This window comes from Bosea vaviloviae, from assembly GCF_001741865.1.
Classification (GTDB): domain Bacteria; phylum Pseudomonadota; class Alphaproteobacteria; order Rhizobiales; family Beijerinckiaceae; genus Allobosea; species Allobosea vaviloviae.
This window is the reverse complement of record NZ_CP017147.1, coordinates 1,883,417-1,902,269: the sequence shown is the minus strand read 5'-3', so window position 1 is coordinate 1,902,269 and position 18,853 is coordinate 1,883,417. Positions and strand designations below refer to the sequence as shown.

Below are 18,853 nucleotides of genomic sequence, written 5' to 3'. Positions count from 1 at the left end.
AGGATTACTTCCATGCTGAAGACATTTGCCCTGATTTCCGCCATCGCCCTCATTCCTGCGACGGCTTTTGCCCAGAATGCCCCGGCAGCCGGTGGCGCGGTTGGCGGCGCGGCGACCGGAGCGGTTGGCGGCGCGATCGTCGGCGGCCCGATTGGCGCCGTCGTCGGCGGTGTCGGCGGAGCGGTGGTCGGCGCGATCATCGGTGATCAGACGCCGCGGTTCCAGACCTATGTCGTGGAGCAGCGCCGCCCGTCCTACAGCTATGCCGAGCCGGTCGTCGTCGGCGCGATACTCCCGAATGAAGGCGTCACTTACTACGAGGTGCCGCGCGAATATGGCGAGACAAGCTATCGCTACACGGTGATCAACAACCGCACCGTACTGGTCGATCCCAGGACGCACCGCGTCGTGCAGGTCATCCAGTAGGCCGAACGCCCGACCCGGGATCTGCCTGACACAGGAGTGATCGCGCCCTCACGCGCAGCCGCTCCTCTATCCGGGTCAACGGCCTGCTCCAGCGATGGGGTGGGCCTTGGCCCGTTCGATGCGCGCTAGAGCAATTTCCGATCCAGCTGGATCGTTCAATTGCTCTAGATCGTTGTTTTAACGCGTTTTCTTCCCGCGAACCGGCAGCCACTTCGCTCGAAAGCGCTCTCGTTCGCGCAACGATGCCGCTCTCGACGGGCTTTGCCCCTCGACATCTGCGCCCGGCATCTGCGCGCCAGGACAAGCCGTCGCCGACCATTGCCGCATCGCTCGACAGCCCTGTCGAGCGATCGCCGGCGATGTGAAAGAGGAGACTGACATGGCGCTCGAGCAGACCCGTGTGCAGATCGTGCCCAAGCCTTGGGGATCGACCGATCTTTTGCCGTGGAGCGAGGCCGGACATGACGGCGTCGCGATCGGCGAACTCTGGTTTCAGCGGCGCGATCCCGCTGCGCCCGAACCTGCCTTGCTGCTAAAATTGTTGTTCACGCAGGAGGCCTTGTCGATCCAGGTGCATCCCGATGATGCGCTGGCGCAGGCGATGGGGCAGGCACACGGCAAGACGGAGGCCTGGTACATCCTCTCCGCAACACCGGAGGCCACGGTCGGCGTTGGGCTGACATCCGTCCTCACAAGCGCGCAATTGCGCTCCGCCATCGCGGACGGCTCGATCACTGAACACCTGCAATGGCGCAGAGCCGCGAAGGACGACGTCATCTTCGTGCCGGCGGGAACGATCCATGCGATCGGCGCGGGCCTTGTGCTCGCGGAGATCCAGCAGCGCAGCGATACGACGTTTCGCCTGTTCGACCATGGCCGTGCGCGCGAGCTCCATATCGAGCGGGGCGTCGCTGCCGCCCATGCCGGGCCTGCCGAGCGCCAGGCGCCGCCTGAGCGCCTGAGCGACACCAGGACCCTGCTCGTCGCGAGCCCGTATTTCGTCCTCGAACGGCTCGATCTGGCGGCGGGCTCGACCTGGGAACTCGACGCCAGGCACGAGACCTGGCTTGTCGTCATCGCCGGGAACGCTCAGCTCGGACCATCCCAGGCAGGCATCGGCGAGGGCTGCTTCGTCGAGGCCCAGACGATGCGCATCAAGGCAGGGCGCGATGGCCTGACCTGTCTCCTGGCCTATGAGGCCAACAAGCCGAGCCACGACCTTCTGCGCGCGCTTGACGCAAGCGCGGCGCTTGCGCCGGGCAGCATCGCTTTCCAACCACCCCCGCCCTTCCCCGCGCTCGCGGGTTCAACGATCCCCGTCACGGAGGCACGACCATGAGCCCGCTCCACCGCATCGCGTTCATCGGCAATTCGCTCCCGCGCCGCTGCGGGATCGCGACCTTCACCACCGATCTGCAGCAGGCGGTCGCTTCGTCGGGTGCGGGTATGGATACCTCCATCATAGCCATGAACGACCATGGTCATGGCTACGACTACCCGCCCTCGGTCCATTGCCAGGTGCGCGACGAGCGGCTGGAGGATTACGCACGCGCCGCCGACTTTCTGAATGACGGCCGGTTCGACGTCGTCTCGCTCCAGCACGAGTTCGGCATCTTCGGCGGTGAAGCCGGGAGCCACATCATGGCGCTGCTGTCGCGTCTGACGGTGCCGGTCGTCACCAGCCTGCATACCGTCCTGTCCGCGCCGACTGCCGTGCAGCGCGACGTCATGGAGCGGATCATCGACGCCTCGGCGCGGGTCGTGGTCATGGCCGAGAAGGCGCGCGACTTGCTGCGGACAGTCTACCGGCTCCCCGCCGACAAGATCGAGGTCATCCCCCACGGCATTCCCGCATTCGCCTTTCTCGAGCCTGACGAGGCCAAGGCCAGGCTCGGCTTCAGCGGCCGTTCCGTCATCCTGACCTTCGGGCTACTCTCGCCCAACAAGGGCGTCGAGGTGATGATCGATGCGATGCCCTCGATCCTGCGCCGCCGCCCCGACGCGGTTTATGTGGTCCTGGGTGCGACGCACCCCAATCTGGTTCGCGAGCAGGGCGAGGCTTATCGCGCCAGCCTGATGAACCGCGTGCGCGAACTCGGCGTCGAGGATCACGTGGTTTTCCTCGACCAGTTCGTCGATCAGGCAACACTGCTCGGCTTCATTTCGATGTGCGACGTCTATGTCACGCCCTATCTCAACGAGGCGCAGATGACGTCCGGGACGCTGGCCTACAGCTTCGGGCTGGGCAAGGCGGTCGTATCGACGCCGTACTGGCATGCGCAGGAACTGCTCGCGGATGGACGCGGCGTCCTGGTGCCGTTCGGCGATGCGGTTGCGATCGGCGACGAGATCGCCGGCTTGCTGACCGATGACAGCCGGCGGCAGGCAATGCGGTTGCGCGCCTATGCGAGCAGCCGCTCGATGACATGGGAGCGAACCGCCAAGCGCTATCTCACGGCGTTCGAGACGGCGCGCCGGGGCCGCATGCTGAGCGTGGTCGCAGGCACAGCCCAGACGACGCCGTTGCCGCAAATCGCCGCGCCGCCCGAGATGCGGACGGGCCATTTCCTGAGCATGTGCGACGATACCGGCCTGTTCCAGCACGCCGTCCATTCCGTGCCCGATCGCACGCATGGCTACTGCGTCGACGACAATGCCCGGGCACTGCTCCTCGCCTGCGTGCTGAACAGCACCAGTGAGCCGCGCCTGTCGGAAGCACTGACGGCGCGCTTCGCCTCGTTCGTCCAGCATGCCTGGAACCCCGATACGCGGCGCTTCCGCAATTTCATGAGCTTCGACCGGCGCTGGCTCGAGGATACCGGTTCGGAAGACAGCCACGGACGGACACTCTGGGCGCTTGGCGAATGCGCGCGCAGCGATATCAGCCCATCGCGTCGGCAATGGGCCGCCGCCCTGTTCGCGGAAGCCTTGCCCGTGGTCGAGGAGTTCACCTCGCCCCGCGCCTGGGGCTTCGCCTTGCTCGGTCTGGACGCCTATTGCGCGATTGCCGGTGCGCCGGCGACGGCGATCTGGCTGCGCCCGCTGCTGGCGGACCGATTGCTCGGCCTGATGTCGGCGGTCGAAACGCCGGACTGGGCCTGGTTCGAGGACGGGTTGTCCTATGACAATGCGCGCCTGCCCCAGGCCCTGATCGCGACCGGAGTTTCGATGAAGGTCCCGGCCTATGTCGAAGCCGGCTTGCGCTCGCTGCGCTGGCTCACGGCCCTGCAGACCACGCCGGCTGGCTTGTTCAGGCCGGTCGGCTCGGACAGCTTCGGCGACAAGCGCTGTGCGCCCAAAGCCTTCGACCAGCAGCCGCTGGAGGCGACCGCGACGATCTCTGCCTCCCTTGCCGCCTGGCGCGCGGATGGCGCTCCGCAATGGCGGGCTGAGGCCGCGCGCGCCTTCGCCTGGTTCCTGGGCCACAACGACCTCTCATCGCCCTTGGTCGATCTGGACACGGGCGCCTGTCGCGACGGCCTGCATCGCGACCGACCGAACGAGAACCGCGGCGGCGAATCCGTGGTATCCTATCTGATCAGCCTCGCCGAGATTCGCCAGCTAGCCCGCATCAGCGGGGATCGCCCGAAACTGGCGCCGCTTCGGGCCTTGCACGCCTGAGCCTCCGGCGAGCACGCACAAACAGACTGGGGTCGCCTTGTCCCAATCCACCTTCCTGAACCGGCAGGCCCTGTATCTGCGCCCCGACCCCGCCAGGGTCGTGGTGCGCCGGTTCGGCCCCCAGGCGGAGCCCAGGGATCTCAGCCACACCGACAAGATCCGGGCGAACCATATCGTTGAGCGGGTTCTGTCGCTCGACCCTGTGGCAGCGGAAAGCCTGCTCGCCGAGGTGCTGGAGAATTTCAAGGGGCGGCATCGCAACCTGCTGGAACGGTTCGAGGCTCGCGCCGACGAGATGGAGGAGGCCTTCGCGACGCATGGCGAATTCACTCAGGTGCAGCGCCGGCTGGTCGGCTCCTATTTCCTGCATGAATATTCGTTCGAGGCGGCAGCGCTCTTCAATCCCAGCATCGTTTCGCATCCCGACCAGTCCGGCGCGCCTCCGGGCGGGCGCCGCTTCGTTCTGAGCGTTCGCGCCGTTGGAGAGGGGCATATCTCGTCCCTGACCTTCCGCTCCGGCACGATCGCAGCCGACGGCAGCGTCAGCGTCGACCCGACATCGCGCCTGGCTTCGATCGCGACCTTGCGGAACCGGATGGCGCGCCTCGACGGCGAGGATGTCGAGGTCACCTTCTCCACCGACGGCGACATCAGCGAGCGGGTGATCTTCCCCGTGACCGCAGCCCAGTCGAACGGCATCGAGGATGCGCGCTTCGTCGCCTTCGAGGAGGACGGGAAGATCGTGTTCCGCGCGACCTATACGGCCTATAACGGCCGAGGCATCCGCTCCGAATTGATCGAGACCAGCGACTTCCTGTCGTTCCGGATGTCGCCGCTGCGCGGCTCGGCAGCCGTTAACAAGGGCATGGCGCTGTTTCCGCGCAAGATCAATGGCCGCTACGCCATGATCGCGCGGCAGGACAGCGAGAACCTCTACCTCATCTACTCCGACGATCTCCTCACCTGGGAGAGCGGCGGCGTCGCGCTGTTGAAGCCGCAATTCCCGTGGGAATTCATCCAGATTGGCACCTGCGGCTCGCCGATTGAACTCGACGAGGGCTGGCTTCTCCTGACGCATGGCGTTGGGCCGGTTCGGAAATATGCGATCGGCGCGGTTCTTCTCGACAAGGCGGACCCGTCGAAAGTCCTGGCGCGCTCGCGCGAGCCCTTCGTCCGGCCCGAACCCTCCGAGCGCGAAGGCTATGTTCCCAACGTCGTCTATACCTGCGGCGCGATACGCCATAACGACCAGATCATCCTGCCTTATGCCGTCTCCGACACCTTCTGCAATTTCGCGACGGTCAGGATCGCCGCGCTCCTGCAAGCCATGGAACGCCATGATGCCGGAATGGGCATATGACGGAGACGAACCGCTTCCAGCAGGACAGTCCGGACAATCCGCTTCTCCTGTCGAGGAGGACATCGGATCGCATTGATTTCGATATGATTTATCTTGATCTCAGTAGCCAATTTCGACATTAACTCAAATTCTGGTAGCGTTGAAATTTGACTTACTGAACTTACTCGCCTAGGGTGGCCTTGCCGATATTTGTCTGGTTGACTGTTTTTTCTCGCGCTTCGGCGCGTCTCTGACGAACTCCCTTTCGAAATCGTGCTGATCCCGCCGCGCATTCGCGTGACGGTCGACGAATATTATCAAAAGGAGAGTTCACTATGGCCACTGGCACAGTGAAATGGTTCAATTCCACCAAGGGCTTCGGCTTCATTCAGCCTGATGACGGCAGCCAGGACGTGTTCGTCCATATCTCTGCCGTCGAACGCGCTGGAATGCGCGAGATCGTCGAAGGCCAGAAGCTCGGCTACGAGATGGTCAAGGACAATAAATCCGGCAAGATGTCCGCCGAGCAGCTGCAGGCAGCCTAACTGCCATTCAACCTCGCCGGTGACCACGGATGTACTGGCATCGCGACGAGGCTGAAGAACACGAGAAGGCCAGGCTCACGCCTGGCCTTTTTCATAGCATCGACCTTTGCCGCCGGCGCTAATGCGCTTGTTTCCATGCATGCTCTTCGCGCGAACCGGTTCTGCTTCGCTCGGAAAATGCTCCAACCAGGAGAAAGCATCTGGCCGAGAATTCGAAATCCCGCATCCAGGCGGAGGCTGCATTCCTCAAGATCCAAACCCACGCCTTGCCGGGCACTCGGATCATATCCGAGGCCGATATCGTCGATCTGGCCCGCGACGCCAACACCGCGAGGCTGAAGGAACTGCGACTGAACCGGGAGGCTCTCGACCGTGCCGCTGTGACTGCTGTTCCGCCAAAGCTGAGAATGCGCAAGAATCCGACTTCGGCGTGACCTGGTCGAGCGCGTTCTTCGGTGCGCGCCGGACGGCAACGCTCACGCCCTGTTGCGTCGCTTCTTCTGATGGGATTACGCCTTGGACATCGACGTTACGCCAAAATCCGACGAAGCAGCCTGGCTGCTGACTGACCTGCTCGGCCGGCCCGTGGGGCATGTCGAGGAGGAGCCTACCGGCGAATTCAGGTTCCATCCCGCTGGCCGGTCGCTGGTGACGATGAAGGCGATGAAATGCGGCCCCTTCAAAACACTCGATGATGCCTTGGCCGAGATCGAACTCTTTACCCGGGGCAGCTGCAGGCGAGTGTTGGGCGGCGACCCGCCGCCAGAGGCAGATGCGGCCTCCTAGAAAAGTGGGAACCGGCTTTTCGCATCGTTCCTGCTCAATTTTTTTGTTTTAACGCGTTTTCTCCGCGCAAACGCTTCGCGTTTGTCGCGAGGGAACCGGCATCCACTTCGCTCGAAAACGCTCTAAGCCGGGCGCCGCTTCGCCGGAGTGCCTGCAGGCAGATTGATGAGCTTGGCCTTTCGCGAGGCCTTTGCCTCCTCCGATACTGGGATTGTGGACAGCGCCTTGTCGATATGGTGGCCTGCAACCGCTCGCGCCTTCAACTGCTGGCGCTTGCGGGTGACATTGCCGGGCGCATCCGCCGGTTGCGACAGATCCATATCATGGGCGACGGCCGGGTTGTCCGGCTCCGTTGCCTGATCAGCGAGAGCGGGGCGGGTTATCTTGATAGCGGTAGAATTGGTCATTAGGAGTCAATGATCAACGCGCCGTTTTGTTCCGATTTCGCGGAAATCTCTTACCTCGCCGAATTGATGCGAGATCAGAGACAAGAACTGCTAAGATTACGGGCAGGCGATGATCGTTCGTGGGCGAGCCGCGACCAGCGCCCTGCCTGCGCCCCGATCAAGCCCTCCGCCTCGCAGGTTCCGGGTTTCAGAAGGCCTCAATCATGCTTACCGGCACGCCCAGAGCCCTGTTCGCCAGAGCCCTGTTCGCATGACCGCGCCGTGGTGGCAGGCAGGCGTGATCTACCAGATCTACCCGCGCTCCTTCCAGGACACGGATGACGACGGCATAGGCGATCTCAAGGGCATCGCGCAGCGGCTCGACTATCTCGTAGGTCTCGGCATCGACGCGATCTGGATTTCACCGGTCTATCCCTCGCCGATGGCCGATTTCGGCTATGACGTCGCCGATTATTGCGGGATCGATCCGCGTTTCGGCACGCTTGCCGATTTCGACGATCTGCTTGGGCAGGTCCATGCCCGCGGGCTCAAGCTCGTGCTCGACTTCGTGCCGAACCACAGCTCCGACCAACACCCATGGTTCGTCGAGAGCCGCTCCTCGCTCCGCAATCCGAAACGGGACTGGTATCTCTGGCGTGACCCCGCACCCGATGGCGGGCCGCCCAATAACTGGATCAGCGATTTCGGCGGCTCGGCCTGGGAGTGGGACGAGGCCACCGGGCAATATTATTACCACGCCTTCCTGAAGCAGCAGCCGGACCTCAACTGGCGCAATCCAGCCGTGCAGACGGCAATGCATCAGGTGATGCGCTTCTGGTTCGACCGCGGCGTCGATGGCTTTCGCATCGACGTGCTCTGGCACATGATCAAGGCAGCGGATTTCCCCGACAATCCGCCAAACCCGGCCTATCGGCCCGCCATGGGCGATATGCACCGCGTGCTCCAGCTCCACTCGGCCGACCAGCCCGAGATCCATGCGATCGCCGCCGAGATGCGCGCCATCGCCGACGGATATGGCGCAAGGGGGCAAGGCGAGCGCCTGCTGATCGGCGAGATCTACCTGCCGCTCGATCGTCTGATGGACTATTACGGCGGAGCGCAGGCCGGGGTGCAATTGCCTTTCAACTTCCAGCTCATCGACGCTCCCTGGCAGGCGCGCTCGCTTGCCGCCCTGATCGCCGCTTATGACGCCGCCCTGCCGCCGGGCGGCTGGCCGAATTGGGTACTCGGCAACCATGATCGTTCGCGCATCGCCAGCAAGCGCGGTGAGGCCCAGGCCCGCATCGCTGCGATGCTGCTGCTGACGCTGCGCGGCACGCCCACCCTCTATTACGGTGACGAGCTGGGCCTGAGCGATGTTCCAATCCCGCCCGCGCAGCTCCAGGACCCTCGCGAATTGCGCGAGCCCGGGCTCGGCCTGGGCCGCGATCCCGTCCGAACGCCGATGCCGTGGGATGCAAGTGCGCATGCCGGCTTCAGCACGGTCTCGCCCTGGCTGCCGCTCAATGGCGACTGGCCGATGCGCAATGTCGCGGGGATGGCAGGCGAGCCCGCTTCGATCCTGACGCTCTATCGCCAGTTGCTGGCAATCAGGCGTGCCTATCCGGCTTTGGCGATCGGTGATTTCAGTTTGCTGGACTCCGAAGGCGATGTGCTCGCCTATGAGCGCCGCTACGCGGCGCAACGATTGATCGTGGCGCTCAATCTCGGGACAAGCACACAGCGCCTGGAATTGCCGATTTGGGCAAGCGAGCACCGGCTGATCCTGTCGACACGCGGCGAGGCGCATCTCGTTGAAAGCAACGTGCTGCTGCTGCGGGCGGATGAGGGCGTGATCCTCGCGACCTGATCGCGGTTTTTAGAACGTTTTCGAGCAAAGGACGACGATTTGCGTATCGCCATGCTGGCGCCGATCTCCTGGCGCACCCCGCCGCGCCATTACGGTCCATGGGAGCTGGTGACGAGCGTGTTGACCGAGGCGCTGCTGGCGCGTGGCGTCGACGTCACGCTTTTTGCCACCCGGGATAGCTGGACGGCGGGTACTCTGGCTGGTGTCTGTCCAGCCCCCTATTCCGAAGACCCCAGCATCGACGCCAAGGTCTGGGAGATGCTCCATGTCGCCCATGTCTTCGAGCGCGCCGGCGAGTTCGACCTGATTCACAACCAGGCCGATTTCGTGCCCCTGGCCTTCTCGCGACTGGTGGACACACCGGTGGTGACGACGATTCACGGCTTCTCCTCGGAGTGCATCCTGCCGGCGTTCAAGGCCTATCAGGACCGCGTCCACTATGTCGCGATCAGCGCTGCCGACCGGCACCCGGATTTGCGCTATGCGGCGACGATCCATCACGGCATCAGGCTGGAGGACTTTCCGTTCGATCCGGCTGGTGGCGAAGACCTGCTCTTCTTCGGCCGCATCCACCCCGACAAGGGAGCAGCCGAGGCGATCGCGGCAGCACGCCAGGCAGGTCGGCGGCTGGTCATGGCGGGCATCGTCCAGGATCAGGGCTACCACGCCGAACATGTCGCGCCTGCGCTCGACGGCCGCCGCGTCGATTATCTCGGCCCGATCGGCGGAGACGTCCGCACCAAAACCCTGGGCTCGGCGCGGGCGCTGCTCCACCTCATCAATTTCGAGGAGCCGTTCGGGCTGTCGGTCGTGGAGGCGCTCGCCTGCGGCACGCCGGTCATCGCCTCCAGGCGTGGCTCTATGCCGGAATTGATCGAGCATGGCGTGACCGGCTTCCTGGTCAACAGCGTCGATGAAGCCGTGGACGCGATCGGCCGCATTGGTGAGATCGATCGCGCCGCCTGCCGGGCATCGGTTGCGGCGCGCTTCACGGTGGATCGCATGGCGGATCGATACTGGGAGCTTTATCGATCGCTCCTGGCATGATGGCGCGGCCTAGAGCAATCTCCGATCCAATTGGATCGTTCAATTGCGCTAGCTCTTTGTTTTAATGCGTTTTCTTCACGCGATCCGGTGCCCACTTCGCTCGGAAACGCTCTAGTTCAGCAACTCCATGGCGGTGCGCGACAAGGCGAGCACGCCATGGCCGATGCAGCTTTCGTCTGGCTGGTAGTTCGAGTTGTGGACGCGGTCTCGCCGGCCGGGCTGCGCGGAGCCGATCCGGATATGCGACGACGGCACGCGCTCGGAGAAGAAGGCGAAATCCTCGGCGCCGAAGCCGCCATCGATCTCGTGAATGGCCCCGCCCTGCATGCGAACCGCCGCGATGGTTTTGTCCAGCAGGCCGTCATCGTTCATGACCGGGGGCAGGTTGCGGCTATAGGCGAGGTTGCATGTCACGCGATGCATGATTTCGGTGCCGGCGCAGATCCGGCGAACGGCGGCTTCCATGGCGTCGCGCGTCTCAGGCGCGCGCGTGCGGATCGTGCCCGCCATCATGCAGCTGTCGGGGATGATGTTGTAGGCATCGCCCCCCTCGATCCGACCGACGGTGAGGACCGCGCTGCGGATCGGGTTGATCTCGCGCGAGACGATCGTCTGCAACTGCGTCAGGAGGTAGCCGGCCGCCATGATCGGGTCGACAGCCTCATGCGGCTGCGCCGCATGGCCGGAGCGGCCCTCGATCGTGATCTGGAAGCTGTCGGCCGAGGCGAAGCTTGCGCCGCGGATGTAGCCGCTGGTTCCCGCCGGCACGCCGGGTTCGTTGTGGAAGCCCAGCGCCATGTCGACACCATCGAGCACGCCGTCGGCGATCATCGCGGCGGCGCCGCTGTCGATCGTCTCTTCAGCGGGCTGGAAGACCAGCCTCACCGTGCCGCGCAGCTTGCCCGAGAGCTGGTTGAGGACGGCCCCCACGCCGAGCAGCGTTGCGGTGTGGAGGTCGTGTCCGCAGGCATGCATGCGGCCGGGGATGGTGCTGGCATAGGCAAGGCCCGTCATCTCCTGGATCGGGAGGGCGTCCATGTCGGCCCGGATCACCAGGCAGGGGCCGGGCGCTCCGCCGATAATGTCCGCCACGACGCCGGTGCGGCCCACGCCGGTCCGGCAGGCAATGCCGAGCCGCGCGAGCTCGGCGGCAACGACGCCGGCGGTGCGCTGCAGCTCGAAACCGATCTCGGGATGGGCGTGCAGATCGCGCCTGATGCCGATCAACTTGGGCGCAATGTCCTGCACGATCGCATCGATCGCCTTGCCACGTCGTTCATCTCACGAGCGTTGTCCACGAAGTCCCTCATTCCTTGCAAAGTCGATCGATCAGGTTGACCGCCCTAGCGGGCCGCCGTCGCTTCGGCGATCCAACCATCGAACAGCGTCTGGTTCTCCTTGATCCAGCTGTCGCCCGCGGCGCGGATGGCGCGTGGCGAGCTGTCCGCCGCGATGACGCCCTCCCATTTCGCCCAGGTGTCGCGGGGATAGCGGGCGAGTTCGAGGAAGCGCCGGATGGCGGGGTTCTTCGCCAGGAAGTCGCGGTTGGCGACAGGCATATAGTTCCACTGGCCGAGCGCCATGCGGCACGGATCCTGCCCGCCGGCACAGCCCTTGACGCCGGAAACCAGCGCGCTGGTCGAAACCTTGAGGTTGGGCGGGACTGCATCGAACGGCGTCGGCAGCCAGACCACGTCCTTGCCCGGAACGAGCTTGTCCATCACCCAGGACGGGCTCCAGGCATAGTAGAGCGTCGGCTCGCCGCGCAGCGCGCGGCCGATCGCTTCGGCCATCAGCGCCTCGTACTTGCCGCGCACCGATTTGATCGTGTTCTTCAGGCCGAACTTGTCGAGCTGATATTCGACGACATCCCCGCAGGACCAGCCCGGATCGCAATTGATCAGGTTGACCTTGCCGTCCGCCGCGAGCGCTGCTGCGATCTTGGGGTCCTTCAACTGGTCGAGCTGGGTGATGTTGTTGGCATCGGCCGTCTTCTTGTCGATGAGATAGCCGTTGATGCCGCCCTCGATGATGGTGCCGTCGCCGATCGTGGCGAGCTGCTTTTCCACCGTCTTGAACTGCGGTTCGCGCTGCGGAAAATTGAGCCCGCTGAGCATGTCGAGATCGCCCAGCGCGGCGGCCTGGAAGAACAGCGTCGGGTTGATCTGCGTTTCCGCGGTCTTGTAGCCCAGCTTCCGGAATGCGGTTTCGAGGATGTGGTCATGCATCCGCGTCGCGCCCAGCGTATCGCCGACCGCAATGCGGACGGTCCTGCCCTCGCCGGGTAAGGATTGGGCGCCAGCCGGGGACAGCGCCAAAAACCCTGCGCATGCCAGCGCGAATATCGAGCCCGTCTTGCCAGTCCAGGATGCGGCCATCGTCGTCGAGCTCCCGCGGTTATGATCCCCGTCAGGATTCGTAGCGAGCCGGCGTCGATAGAACTTCCTGTGCCAAGGCGGATGGAGAGGCGCGAATTTCCTGCGAAATCGCGCATGCCGGCGGATATCGGGATGATCCGACCCGGTGCTTGGCCGATGACGGCGCCGCGAGGGCCTTGCCCGGCCTAGGCTCAGGGCTCGATCGGCAGGGCGAAGCCCGCCTTGACGCGGTCCATCACCACCATCGTCTTGAAGCCCTTGATGTCAGGGTTCTCATAGAAGAACCGGCGCGTGAAGCGCTCATAGTCTTCCATGTCGCTGGCCGTGACATAGAGCACGAAATCGGCGTCGCCGGTCACGTAGAGGCCGATCATCACCTCTTTCGTCGCGCGGATCGACGCCTTGAAGCGGTCGACGATGTCGGCGCGCTCGCGCTCCAGCGTCACCAGCACCAGCATCGAGACCGGGCGCCCGACGGCCTTGGGCGAGACCACGGCGATATCGGCCTCGATGACGCCTTCGTCGCGCAGCCGCTTCAATCGCCGCTGGCAGGCGGTGGCGGAGAGGCCGACCTGCTGGCCGAGTTCGGCGGTGGTCAGGCGATTGTCCTGCTGGACGGCGGCGAGAAGGCGCCGGTCGAGACTGTCGAGCGATGTCATGCAGAAATCCTGCGTGAAAGGAGAGAACAGCGCCGAAATTCGGCGCGATACTAGCGATTATACCGCAAAGAGCTGCGCCGCCCGCGGTAATTTCCGGCTGAGTTCAATCACTGGTTCCGGAGGATCTTGATGCAGGGCATATCCGCGAAAGCGCTGAAAGGGCTCGCGCGAGCCGACCTGCTGCAGAGCCGGGCTTTTGTGAATGGCGCGTGGCGCGGCGCTCCGCAGCGCCAGCCGGTCACGGATCCCGCGACCGGCGAAACCATCGCGGAGGTCGCCTCCTGCGAGGTCGGCATGGTCGATGAGGCCGTTGCCGCCGCGGTTCGGGCGCAACGAGCCTGGCGCGAGCGCCCGCCTCTCGAACGCGGGCTCCTGCTGCGCGACTGGGCCTCCGCGATGCGCCGCAATGCCGGCGATCTCGCCGTCATCATGACGGCCGAACAGGGCAAGCCGCTGGCGGAATCCCATGGCGAGATCGCCTATGCGGCTGCCTTCCTCGATTGGTTCGCGGCCGAGGGAGAGCGCAGTTACGGCGAGACGATCCCCAGCCATCTGCCGGGAAGCCGGCTTTCGGTCCAGATGCAGCCGATCGGAGTAGCAGTGGCCGTCACGCCCTGGAATTTTCCAAGCGCGATGATCACGCGCAAGGCCGGCGCGGCCTTGGCCGCCGGTTGCGTCATGATCGTGAAACCCGCATCGGAGACGCCGCTGTCCGCGCTGGCGCTCGCCCGGCTGGCGGAAGAGGTCGGCCTGCCCGCCAGCGTTCTCCAGCTCGTCACCGGCGAGGCCGCGCCGTTGTCGCAGCGCCTGATGTCCCACACCGATATCCGCGCCTTCTCCTTCACGGGCTCCACCGAGGTCGGGCGGCTGCTGCTTGGGCAGGCAGCACAGACGGTGAAGCGGGCCTCGCTCGAACTCGGCGGTCACGCGCCCTTCATCGTCTTCGACGATGCCCCGCTCGATGCCGCCATTGCCGGCTGCCTCGCGGCGAAATTCGCAACCTCCGGCCAGGACTGCCTTGCGGCCAACCGCATATATGTCCAGCGGAACTCCTACCAGCGCTTCGTCGCTGCCTTCTCCGAGGCGACTGCGCGCTTGCGGGTCGGTCACGGGCTCTCCGAGGGCACCGATATCGGGCCGATGACCAAGGCTTCCGTCGCGGAAAAATGCCGCCAGCAGATCGCGCAGGCGGTCGCCGCCGGCGCCCGGATCGTCACGGGCGGGCAGGACAGTCCGCTCAGTGGCAATTTCGTCCAGCCGACTGTGCTCGCCGATGTCACCGATGCGATGACGATCGCGCGCGAGGAGACGTTTGGACCCGTCGCCGCCATTCTGCCTTTCGATGACGAGGACGAGGTCGTCGCCCGGGCCAATGCCACCGAGATGGGGCTCGCGGCCTATGTCTACACCGACGATCTGCGCCGTGCGATGCGGCTCACCGACCAGCTCGAATACGGCATGGTCGCGGTCAACACGGCAAAATTCACCGGCGCGCCGATCCCCTTTGGCGGCTGGAAGCAGTCGGGCCTCGGCCGCGAGGGCTCGCGGCACGGCATCACCGAATATCTCGAAGCGAAATATGTCTGCTTCGGAAATCTCGCAGCCTGATCAAGGAGATCACCCATGACGATCGATGTCGCAGCCATCGGTGCGCTGGATCGCGCCAGCGTCCTGCACCCCTTCACCCAGCTCAAGGATTTTGCCAGCGGCAAGCTCGGCGCGCCGACCATCGTCGAAACCGGGAAAGGCATCCGCATTCAGGATGCGACCGGCCGCAGCTATATCGACGGCTTCGCCGGGCTCTACTGCGTCAATATCGGCTATGGCCGGACCGAGGTGGCCGAGGCGATCTCGCGGCAGGCCCACCGGCTCGCCTATTATCACAGCTACGCCGCCCACACGACCGATGAGCTCGCCATCCTCTCCGACCGCCTCGTCAGGATGGCTCCGGGACAGATGAGCAAGGTCTTCTACGGGATGTCCGGCTCGGACGCGAACGAGACCCAGGCCAAGCTGGTCTGGTATTACAACAACCTGCGCGGCCAGCCGCGGAAGAAGAAGATCATCTCGCGGCTGCGCGGCTATCACGGCTGCAGCGTCGTTTCCGGCTCGATGACCGGGATGAGCTTCTACCATGATCATATGGATCTGCCCTTCCCCGGCATTCTGCACACCGGCGCACCGCATCATTATTGGGGGGCTCAAGCCGGCGAGACCGAGATCGAGTTCTCGAAGCGCCTTGCGGACGAGCTCGAAGGCCTGATCCTGAGCGAGGGTCCCGAGACTGTCGGCGCCTTCATCGGTGAGCCGGTACTGGGCACGGGCGGCATCACCCCGCCGCCTGAGGGCTACTGGCACGAGATCCAGCTGGTGCTGCGCAAATACGACGTGCTCTTGATCGCCGACGAGGTCATCACCGGCTTTGGTCGCGTCGGCACACCCTTCGGCTCGCATCTCTATGGCATCGAGCCGGACCTGATCACTGTCGCGAAAGGCCTGACCTCGGGCTATTTCCCGCTCTCGGCCGCGATCGTCGGAGAAAAAGTCTACAAGGTTCTGGAGGACGGCGCGGACCGTGTCGGGGCCTTCTCGCACGGCTATACCTATTCCGGGCATCCGATCGGCGCCGCCGCAGCCAATGCCGTGCTCGACATCGTCGAGCGCGAGGATCTGGCGGGTAAGGCGCGCGATGTCGGCGGCTATTTCCAGGACCGGCTGAAAGCCGCCTTCGCGCAATTGCCGATCGTCGGCGAGGTGCGCGGCGTCGGCATGCTGGGCGCGCTTGAATTCGTCGCCGACCGCGCGGCCAAGACCCGCTTCGATGCGGGCCTCAAGGTCGGGGCGCGCATCTCCAAGGCCGCTCGCGATCGCGGCCTGATCGCGCGCGCGATGCCCCATGGCGATATTCTCGGCTTCGCCCCACCGCTTGTGACGACGAAGGACGAGATCGACGAAATCGTCGGCATCGCCGAGCAAGCGGTGCGTCAGGTCATGGACGAGCTGGCCCGCGAGAAGGTCAAGCTGGCCTGAGGTGTGGCGATGCGTCAGGCGCTCAACTCATGCAACAGGGCCCGCCAAGATGGCGGGCCCTGTTTCGATTGGCGGATGCCAGGAGTCGCCGGCATTAGAGCATTGCGCGAAAAAGTGGGTACCGGTTTTTCGCAGGAGCAATGCTCTAAACTCCAGGAATCGATCACGTTTTTCGCATTCGGACGGAATCGTCCGAATGCGACGCGATCGACGCGCTCAGGCGTTCTCCAGCTCCCGCTTCATCTCGTCCATGTCCTGGAAGCGATCGGCGAGGCGCGGATGGGCCCGGCTGTTGTCGCAGGCTCCGATTGCGACCAGGACCTCGTCGGCGGCCGGCGCATCCGGAACCTGGAAATTCGCCGTCAGGAAATGCGAGCGCTTGCCGGTTTCGCTCTTGTGGATCATCGGCAGCGAAAGCAGCGCGCCGGGCGCATTGCGCGTGTTGGTAAAGCTCAGATAGGCCGTGCCTTTGACGGCATCGCGAAACATGTTGCCGAAGCGCAGCGTGTGAATCAGCGCCGAGGCGTGCTCGATCTCGCCGTTGGTGCCGACCGCCGCGGCCTTGCCGTAAGCCTCGACCTGTTCGGCCGGCATCAGTGCGACGAGGCGCTTGGTCAGTTCGGTGCCGAGATGGGGCGCGATGCGCAGGATTTCGGGCCGCAGGTTCTCGACGAAACCCTGGCCCGCCCAGGGGTTGCGCAGCACGGCGGCGACGATGACCATGCGGACCGGCCGATCGGTGGCCTTGCCGCCCTCGATGAAGGTTTCCTCGACGAAGGTCGAGATCTTGCGCAAGCCGAAATCCATGGGGTGCCACCTGTTGTGATTGTCCGATGCGGCCGCAGCGTAGCGGCCCGGTTGCGCGAACGTCTTCCGCCGGATCGCTGGAAGATTCTGCGGACCGCCCCTGCGATGCGGGGTAAGGTCGCCATGCTGGCGCGGGAGGGCTGAATGGCGGACCAGGCATCGCAGATGCGTTCGTTGCGGGATGTCGCAAGCCGGATCAATTCCGACGGCGATCTCGAAACGATCCTGCGCGACCTCATCCATGCCGCCTGCGAGCATGGCGGCTGGACGCTGGGGTCGGTCATGGCGATCGACGCCGCCCATGGCGAGGCGCATGTCATGGTGCGGCATGACCCGACGCTGCTGCGCCGGCCGCTCGAGAACCGCTGGGAGCTGGCGACGAGCCCGGCCCTGATCGCACTGCAACGCAACGAGCCGGTCTATATCCGCGACGCTCGCGCCTCCGACGAGTTTCCGGGCTATCGACGCGAGGCCTTCGAGCGCGACTACCGCACGGTGCTCGTACTGCCGATGAGCTGCGCCGATGCCGAAAACCGGCCGATGGTGCTGAACGTCGTCTCGCGCGGCATCACCGAGGTCTCGCCGGATGACCTCGCCTTCATGAGCATGATCGTCCATCTCGGTGGGATCGCGGTCGAGCGCGAGCATCGGATCAGGGCCGAACGCCAGGCGGCCGAGCAGTTGCAGAAGGCGCTGCAGACGCAGACGACACTGCTTCAGGAGGTTTTGTCCGGCGGGTCGACCTCGGCGCTAGCGGCGATGTTGGCAGATCTGTTGCCGGCCCCCGTGCTGGTCGTCGATTTCTCCGGCAATGCGCTGGTCGCCAGCCGGTCGCCGACACCGGTTCATTTCGACGACACGGCCTGGCAGCGGGCGATCGACACCAGCCTTGGCAGCCAGATCATCACAGCGGCGCGGGACGCCGTCGCGGCGCAGCGCAACGAACCGCGGGGCTTACGGCTCGATGACGGCGAACGGCAGCTGCAGCTCATGGCCAGGATCGAGCCCCTGAATGTCGATGGGCAGGCTGTCGGCGCGCTCGTGATCTTCCCAACTGCGCAGGCTGCCGGCGATCTCGAACGGCTCCTGCTCGACAGCGTGAAGTTCGCCCTCAGCGTCCAGATGATGCGCAGCGTCATCCGTTTCCGCTTCGAGACGCGGACATTGACCGAGCTGTTCTTCGAGATCATCGAGCGCCGCTGGCGCGATGCCGACGATGTCCTTCTGCGCGGCCGGCGGCTGGGCCTCGCCCTCGGCGCGCCGGCGCGCATGGTGGTCGTCGATTTTCCGGACATGCCGTCCCTGCCGGCCGACATCAGCGTCGATTGCCACCATGCGGTAACGCGGCTGGCACGCCAACTGAACGTTCCCGCAAGCGTCGTCGCCATCGGCGGCGGGCTGGTCTGCCTCCTGCCGCATGACGAGGACGACGACCAGGAGCGGATCGGACGCCTGGCGCGCCGCATGGTCGAGACGCTGCGGCACAGCTTCAACCGGGAGCCGATCGTCGTGCTCGGCGGCGTCTGCGATGGTCTCGACACCTATCCCAAGGAATGGGAGCGCTGCTGGCGGATGATCCGCATCGCGCGCGCTTTCGGCCGCACGGGGACCCTTTCGGCCTCGGATTTCGGCCCGATGCCGATGCTGATCGGCGCGGCGGAATCGGCCGATGTGCGCAGCTTCGTCGACAGCAGCATCGGCATCGTGGTCGCGCATGATCGCAAGCACGACACGCCCTATCTGGAAACGCTCGCCGCCTATCTGCGCGAGGGCTGCCGTGCCCAGGCCTGCGCCGATGCGATGGGGCTGCATGTGACGACGCTGCGCTACAGGCTGGCGCGCATTCAGGACCTGTTTGGCATCGATCCCGAGACGCCCGACCGCCGTTTCGCGATCGAACTCGCCATCCGGCTGCATGGCGTTATCGAGAATGGAAGCGCCACGGCCGGTTGAGGCCAG

General features: G+C 64.9%; 15 protein-coding genes. 11 read left to right on the top strand and 4 right to left on the bottom strand.

Translation table 11 applies throughout. From position 1 onward, the window contains the following. Positions 1–12: 12 nt before the first annotated feature. From BHK69_RS08895 to BHK69_RS08855, 8 genes are all read left to right on the top strand, one after another. Positions 13–426, top strand: coding sequence for a DUF1236 domain-containing protein (locus BHK69_RS08895; RefSeq protein ID WP_069689781.1), 414 nt, complete (start codon positions 13–15; stop codon positions 424–426). 379 nt (positions 427–805) lie between these two features. Beyond that, complete coding sequence (locus BHK69_RS08890; protein WP_069689780.1) at positions 806–1,765, top strand: class I mannose-6-phosphate isomerase; 960 nt, start codon at positions 806–808, stop codon at positions 1,763–1,765. Continuing rightward, entirely contained in the window at positions 1,762–4,047 is a 2,286-nt protein-coding gene (locus BHK69_RS08885; RefSeq protein WP_069689779.1) for a glycosyltransferase family 4 protein, read from the top strand. Before BHK69_RS08890 ends, BHK69_RS08885 begins: the two co-directional genes overlap by 4 nt. 37 nt (positions 4,048–4,084) lie before the next feature. Next, positions 4,085–5,407: a glycoside hydrolase family 130 protein gene (locus BHK69_RS08880; RefSeq protein WP_069689778.1), complete on the top strand. Its 1,323-nt coding sequence runs from the start codon at positions 4,085–4,087 to the stop codon at positions 5,405–5,407. 314 nt (positions 5,408–5,721) lie between these two features. Continuing rightward, complete coding sequence (locus BHK69_RS08875) at positions 5,722–5,931, top strand: cold-shock protein (protein ID WP_069689777.1); 210 nt, start codon at positions 5,722–5,724, stop codon at positions 5,929–5,931. 516 nt (positions 5,932–6,447) lie between these two features. Further along, positions 6,448–6,717: a hypothetical protein gene (locus BHK69_RS08870; protein ID WP_069689776.1), complete on the top strand. Its 270-nt coding sequence runs from the start codon at positions 6,448–6,450 to the stop codon at positions 6,715–6,717. Positions 6,718–7,374: 657 nt separating this feature from the next. Beyond that, positions 7,375–8,973, top strand: a complete 1,599-nt coding sequence (locus tag BHK69_RS08860; RefSeq protein WP_069689774.1) for an alpha-amylase family glycosyl hydrolase — start codon at positions 7,375–7,377, stop codon at positions 8,971–8,973. Positions 8,974–9,012: 39 nt separating this feature from the next. Further along, the gene (locus BHK69_RS08855; RefSeq protein WP_069689773.1) at positions 9,013–10,020 is read left to right on the top strand and encodes a glycosyltransferase family 4 protein; all 1,008 of its coding nucleotides are present in this window, start codon (positions 9,013–9,015) and stop codon (positions 10,018–10,020) included. 111 nt (positions 10,021–10,131) lie between these two features. Here the strand turns inward: BHK69_RS08855 and BHK69_RS08850 are convergent, their stop codons facing one another. The 3 genes from BHK69_RS08850 to BHK69_RS08840 form a co-directional block, all read right to left on the bottom strand. Next, positions 10,132–11,268: a M20 metallopeptidase family protein gene (locus BHK69_RS08850; protein WP_244548445.1), complete on the bottom strand. Its 1,137-nt coding sequence runs from the start codon at positions 11,266–11,268 to the stop codon at positions 10,132–10,134. Positions 11,269–11,363: 95 nt separating this feature from the next. Further along, positions 11,364–12,398 (bottom strand): glycine betaine/L-proline ABC transporter substrate-binding protein ProX, encoded by a 1,035-nt coding sequence (proX, locus tag BHK69_RS08845; RefSeq protein ID WP_069689771.1) that lies wholly within the window; start codon positions 12,396–12,398, stop codon positions 11,364–11,366. Positions 12,399–12,589: 191 nt separating this feature from the next. After that, positions 12,590–13,057 carry an Lrp/AsnC family transcriptional regulator gene (locus tag BHK69_RS08840; RefSeq protein WP_069689770.1) on the bottom strand — a complete coding sequence of 156 codons (468 nt, stop codon included), beginning with the start codon at positions 13,055–13,057 and terminating at the stop codon, positions 12,590–12,592. 129 nt (positions 13,058–13,186) lie between these two features. Between BHK69_RS08840 and BHK69_RS08835 the strand changes: the two genes are divergently transcribed. Continuing rightward, on the top strand, positions 13,187–14,665 hold the full coding sequence (locus BHK69_RS08835) for an NAD-dependent succinate-semialdehyde dehydrogenase (protein ID WP_069689769.1): 1,479 nt from the start codon (positions 13,187–13,189) through the stop codon (positions 14,663–14,665). 15 nt (positions 14,666–14,680) lie between these two features. Next, positions 14,681–16,087, top strand: a complete 1,407-nt coding sequence (locus BHK69_RS08830; RefSeq protein WP_069689768.1) for an aminotransferase — start codon at positions 14,681–14,683, stop codon at positions 16,085–16,087. 216 nt (positions 16,088–16,303) lie between these two features. Here the strand turns inward: BHK69_RS08830 and BHK69_RS08825 are convergent, their stop codons facing one another. Continuing rightward, positions 16,304–16,894 (bottom strand): amino acid synthesis family protein, encoded by a 591-nt coding sequence (locus BHK69_RS08825; RefSeq protein ID WP_069689767.1) that lies wholly within the window; start codon positions 16,892–16,894, stop codon positions 16,304–16,306. Between the two features lie 144 nt (positions 16,895–17,038). Between BHK69_RS08825 and BHK69_RS08820 the strand changes: the two genes are divergently transcribed. Beyond that, entirely contained in the window at positions 17,039–18,847 is a 1,809-nt protein-coding gene (locus BHK69_RS08820; RefSeq protein WP_069689766.1) for a helix-turn-helix domain-containing protein, read from the top strand. Positions 18,848–18,853: the final 6 nt, after the last annotated feature.

Excerpts from the sequence above, each read along its gene's own strand:
- BHK69_RS08890 (WP_069689780.1), top strand. The coding sequence starts at position 806 with ATGGCGCTCGAGCAGACCCGTGTGCAGATCGTGCCCAAGCCTTGGGGA.
- BHK69_RS08885 (WP_069689779.1), top strand. The coding sequence starts at position 1,762 with ATGAGCCCGCTCCACCGCATCGCGTTCATCGGCAATTCGCTCCCGCGC.
- proX (WP_069689771.1), bottom strand. The coding sequence starts at position 12,398 with ATGGCCGCATCCTGGACTGGCAAGACGGGCTCGATATTCGCGCTGGCA.
- BHK69_RS08825 (WP_069689767.1), bottom strand. The coding sequence starts at position 16,894 with ATGGATTTCGGCTTGCGCAAGATCTCGACCTTCGTCGAGGAAACCTTC.
- BHK69_RS08835 (WP_069689769.1), top strand. The coding sequence starts at position 13,187 with ATGCAGGGCATATCCGCGAAAGCGCTGAAAGGGCTCGCGCGAGCCGAC.
- BHK69_RS08875 (WP_069689777.1), top strand. The coding sequence starts at position 5,722 with ATGGCCACTGGCACAGTGAAATGGTTCAATTCCACCAAGGGCTTCGGC.
- BHK69_RS08820 (WP_069689766.1), top strand. The coding sequence starts at position 17,039 with ATGGCGGACCAGGCATCGCAGATGCGTTCGTTGCGGGATGTCGCAAGC.
- BHK69_RS08830 (WP_069689768.1), top strand. The coding sequence starts at position 14,681 with ATGACGATCGATGTCGCAGCCATCGGTGCGCTGGATCGCGCCAGCGTC.
- BHK69_RS08895 (WP_069689781.1), top strand. The coding sequence starts at position 13 with ATGCTGAAGACATTTGCCCTGATTTCCGCCATCGCCCTCATTCCTGCG.
- BHK69_RS08840 (WP_069689770.1), bottom strand. The coding sequence starts at position 13,057 with ATGACATCGCTCGACAGTCTCGACCGGCGCCTTCTCGCCGCCGTCCAG.
- BHK69_RS08860 (WP_069689774.1), top strand. The coding sequence starts at position 7,375 with ATGACCGCGCCGTGGTGGCAGGCAGGCGTGATCTACCAGATCTACCCG.